The following is a 3,871-nucleotide window of genomic DNA, read 5'->3' on the forward strand; positions in this document are numbered from 1 at the left end:
AACCAGGCCGCCAATCACTGCGCCGGCCACCGTGGCCACCGTGCGGTCCTCGCGCCGCGCCACCTGGTTGCCGATCACGCCGCCCACGGCCGCGCCCAGCACGGTGCCGGTGGCGCCGCTGTTGCGGCGACAATAGCGGCGATCATCCCATCCGCCGTTCCAGTTGCTGTCGCGCCGGTCCCAGCCCTGATCCCAGCCCTGATCCCAACCGCCACGGTCGCGACCATCATAACGCCGGTCGTCCCAGCCGTCATGCGCCGCAGCCGGCACGGCCAGCATCAGGCTGCCCACAGCAAATATCATCAGATTGCGGCGCATCGTGCATCTCCACCAGTGTTGGTGAAGCCTGATTCGCACAATCTGCCTGTGAGAAAGCTGAACGGGCCTGTCAGGCCCCGTTCATGCGGGTGAAGCGTCGAAAAATCGGAGGGACATGGTGGGCGCGACAGGGATTGAACCTGTGACCCCTGCCGTGTGAAAGCAGTGCTCTACCGCTGAGCTACGCGCCCATGTCGTGATCGCTGCCAAGTGCAGCGTCGGGAGCGGCCGATTAGGCGAGTTGGGCGGCGCTGTAAAGCCCCGCCCGTACTCCACCAGGTCTCAGTGCCGCACCGCCGGCTCGCTGGCCACCGCTGCAGGCGGCTGCACGGCCTTCTCGTCGGCTTCCGTCCACTCGATCGGCGTGAGCGGCTGGGTCAGCGCCAGCGCCAGCACCTCGTCGACATGGGAAACCGGGATGATGGTGAGGCCCTGCTTCACGTTATCGGGGATCTCCGCCAGGTCCTTCTCGTTCTCGGCCGGGATCAGCACGGTGGTGATGCCGCCACGCAGTGCCGCCAGCAGCTTTTCCTTGAGGCCGCCGATCGGCAGCACGCGGCCGCGCAGCGTCACCTCGCCGGTCATGGCGACATCGCGCTTCACCGGCACGCCGGTCAGGGTCGAGATGATCGCCGTCACCATGGCGATGCCGGCCGACGGTCCGTCCTTGGGCGTGGCGCCCTCCGGCACGTGGACATGGATGTCCTTCTTCTCGAACAGGCTGGGCTTGATGCCATATTGGGTGGCCCGGGCGCGCACGAAGCTCAACGCTGCCGAAATCGATTCGGTCATCACGCTGCCCAGCTTGCCGGTGGTCTTGATGGTGCCCTTGCCCGGCGAGGTCACCGCCTCGATGGTGAGCAGATCACCGCCCACTTCCGTCCAGGCGAGGCCGGTGACAGCGCCGATCTGGTCTTCGGCGTCCGCCAGACCATAGCGATATTTGCGCACCCCGGCGAAGTCGGCGAGATTGTCGGGCGTGACGGTGACGCTCTTGTCCTTGCCTTCCAGGATGCGGCGCAGGGCCTTCCGGGCCAGCTTGGCGATCTCGCGCTCCAGCCGGCGCACCCCGGCCTCGCGCGTGTAATAGCGCACCAGGTCGCGCACCGCCTCGTCGGTGACGGCGAACTCCTCGGGCTTCAGGCCGTGGGCTTCATATTGCTTGGGCACCAGGTGGGCCCGCGCAATCTCCACCTTCTCGTCCTCGGTATAGCCCGACAGGCTGATGATCTCCATGCGATCCAGCAGCGGCTGGGGCATGTTGTAGCTGTTGGCGGTGGTCACGAACATCACGTCCGACAGGTCGTAATCGACCTCCAGATAATGGTCGTTGAAGGCCTTGTTCTGCTCCGGATCCAGCACCTCGAGCAGCGCCGAGGCCGGATCGCCGCGGAAATCCTGGCCCAGCTTGTCAATTTCATCCAGCAGGAACAGCGGGTTGGAGGTACCGGCCTTCTTCAGGTTCTGGATGATCTTGCCGGGCATGGAACCGATGTAGGTCCGCCGGTGGCCCCTGATCTCCGCCTCGTCACGCACCCCGCCCAGGCTGTGGCGGATGAACTCGCGCCCCGTCGCCTTGGCGATGCTGCGGCCGAGGCTGGTCTTGCCCACGCCCGGCGGGCCGACGAGGCACAGGATCGGCCCCTTCAGCTTGTTGGTGCGCGCCTGCACGGCCAGATACTCGATGATCCGGTCCTTCACCTTCTCGAGGCCATAATGATCGGCATCGAGCACGGCCTGCGCCGCCACGATGTCCTTCTTGACCTTGGACTTCTTGCCCCACGGCAGGCCGAGCAGCGTGTCGAGATAATTCCTGACCACGGTGGCTTCCGCCGACTGCGGTGCCATCGCCTTGAACTTCTTCAGTTCGGCCATGGCCTTCTCGCGCGCTTCCTTGGACAATTTGGTCTTGCCGATGCGCGCCTCGAACTCGGCGGCCTCGTCCTTCTCCTCGTCCTCGCCCAGCTCGCGCTGGATCGCCTTCATCTGCTCGTTGAGATAATATTCGCGCTGGCTCTTCTCCATCTGCCGCTTGACGCGGTTGCGGATCTTCTTTTCGACCTGCAGCACGCCCAGCTCGCCTTCCATGAAGGCGAAGATCTTCTCCAGCCGGGCGCCCACATCGGGTTCGGCGAGCAGCGCCTGCTTGTCGGCGATCTTCAGGCCCAGGTTGGCCGCCACCGTGTCGGCAAAGCGGCCCGGTTCCTCGATGGCGCTGATCTGGCTGGCGATTTCCGGCGCGATCTTCTTGTTCAGCTTCACGAACTGTTCGAACTGCGCCTGTGCCGACCGCAGCAGCGCCGCCACTTCCGGCTCGGGCCGCTCGGCATCGGGACGTGCTGCAATCGTTGCCACAAGGTGCGGGCCGTCGGCATCGAGATGCACAAGGGTGGCGCGGCTCTGGCCCTCCACCAGCACCTTCACGGTGCCATCGGGCAGCTTCAGCAGCTGCAGCACGGTGGCCACCGTGCCGACATCATACAGGCCATCGGCACCCGGATCCTCATCGGCCGGATTCTTCTGGCTCAACAGGAAGACGCTGCGATTGTCGGCCATCGCCGCTTCCAGCGCCGCCACCGATTTCTCGCGGCCCACGAACAGCGGCACGATCATCTGCGGGAACACCACGATGTCGCGCAGCGGCAGCACGGCGAGGGTCTGGTTGGGGCTGGTTTCGGGGGTTTCGTCGGTCATGCTGTCTCCGTCGGGCCGGCACGAACCCGGCCCCATCGCTTCCCGATATGGGAAGCATGGCAGGGCGCTGCAATGGCAGAATCAGCGCAGGCAGTACCCCGGTCGGTCATCATGCACCTGAGAGGATGCAAGAGCCATGCCGGCAACGCCAGCGCGCAATTGCCGCTCAGCCCCGCACCACCCCGGCGGCAACGAAGGCGGCAATGGCGGCAGCATCATAGCCAAGGCCGGAAAGGATGTGCCGGCCATGTTCGCCCAGATGTGGCGCAGGGCCGGGCGCAGTCAGCTCCGTCCCGAACCGCGCCGCCGGCCGCGCCAGCCGCACCCGGCCCACGGATGGATCGTGCGGCACCTCGATGCAGATGCCGTTGTGCCGCACCTGGGGATCGTTGGGCACGTCATCCAGCGCCACCACTGGGCCGCCGACCGCACCCTGCTCGACAAAGCCGGCCATCAGCTCGTCCCGGCTGCGCCGCGCCATCTCGGCCGAGACGATCGGCGCCCATTCGCCCTGGTGCTGCACGCGCCCGGCCAGCGAGCGGAAGCGCGGATCATCGGCCAGATCATCGCGGCCGAGGCTGCGGGTGAGCGCCACGAACTCGGCATCCTGCAGCGCGCCGATCGCCACCTGGCCATCGGCGGCCTTCCACAGCCTCATCTGTGCGCCATATTCCGGCGCGCGTGGCGGCGGATCATCCAGAAAGGCGTTGTTGTACATGCCATCGGGCCAGTTGAAGGCGACCGCCGCATCCAGCATCGCCACCTCCAGCCGCTCGCCCGGCGCCTGAGGCCCGCCGCGCTCCCGCCGCAGCAGCGCCGCCGTGATCGCCTGCGCCGCGGTCAGCGCCGTCACCTTGTC

General features: G+C 66.5%; 3 protein-coding genes and 1 tRNA gene. All 4 read right to left on the minus strand.

What is annotated here, in order from left to right:
• Window positions 1–303 (minus strand): glycine zipper 2TM domain-containing protein (locus GJV64_RS12300; protein ID WP_164157525.1); only part of this gene is annotated, 303 nt, incomplete at its 3' end.
• A 131-nt stretch (window positions 304–434) separates the two neighbouring features.
• Window positions 435–509: transfer RNA gene (locus GJV64_RS12305), tRNA-Val, on the minus strand.
• Between the two features lie 91 nt (window positions 510–600).
• Window positions 601–3,012 (minus strand): endopeptidase La, encoded by a 2,412-nt coding sequence (lon, locus tag GJV64_RS12310; RefSeq protein WP_164157527.1) that lies wholly within the window; start codon window positions 3,010–3,012, stop codon window positions 601–603.
• A 166-nt stretch (window positions 3,013–3,178) separates the two neighbouring features.
• Window positions 3,179–3,871 (minus strand): CoA transferase (locus GJV64_RS12315; protein ID WP_164157529.1); only part of this gene is annotated, 693 nt, incomplete at its 5' end.

Source organism: Sandarakinorhabdus rubra, assembly GCF_010994245.1.
Taxonomy (GTDB): domain Bacteria; phylum Pseudomonadota; class Alphaproteobacteria; order Sphingomonadales; family Sphingomonadaceae; genus Sandarakinorhabdus; species Sandarakinorhabdus rubra.

What these genes read in the sequence shown, in the direction of transcription:
- lon (WP_164157527.1), bottom strand. Translation starts at nt 3,012, where the DNA reads ATGACCGACGAAACCCCCGAAACCAGCCCCAACCAGACCCTCGCCGTG.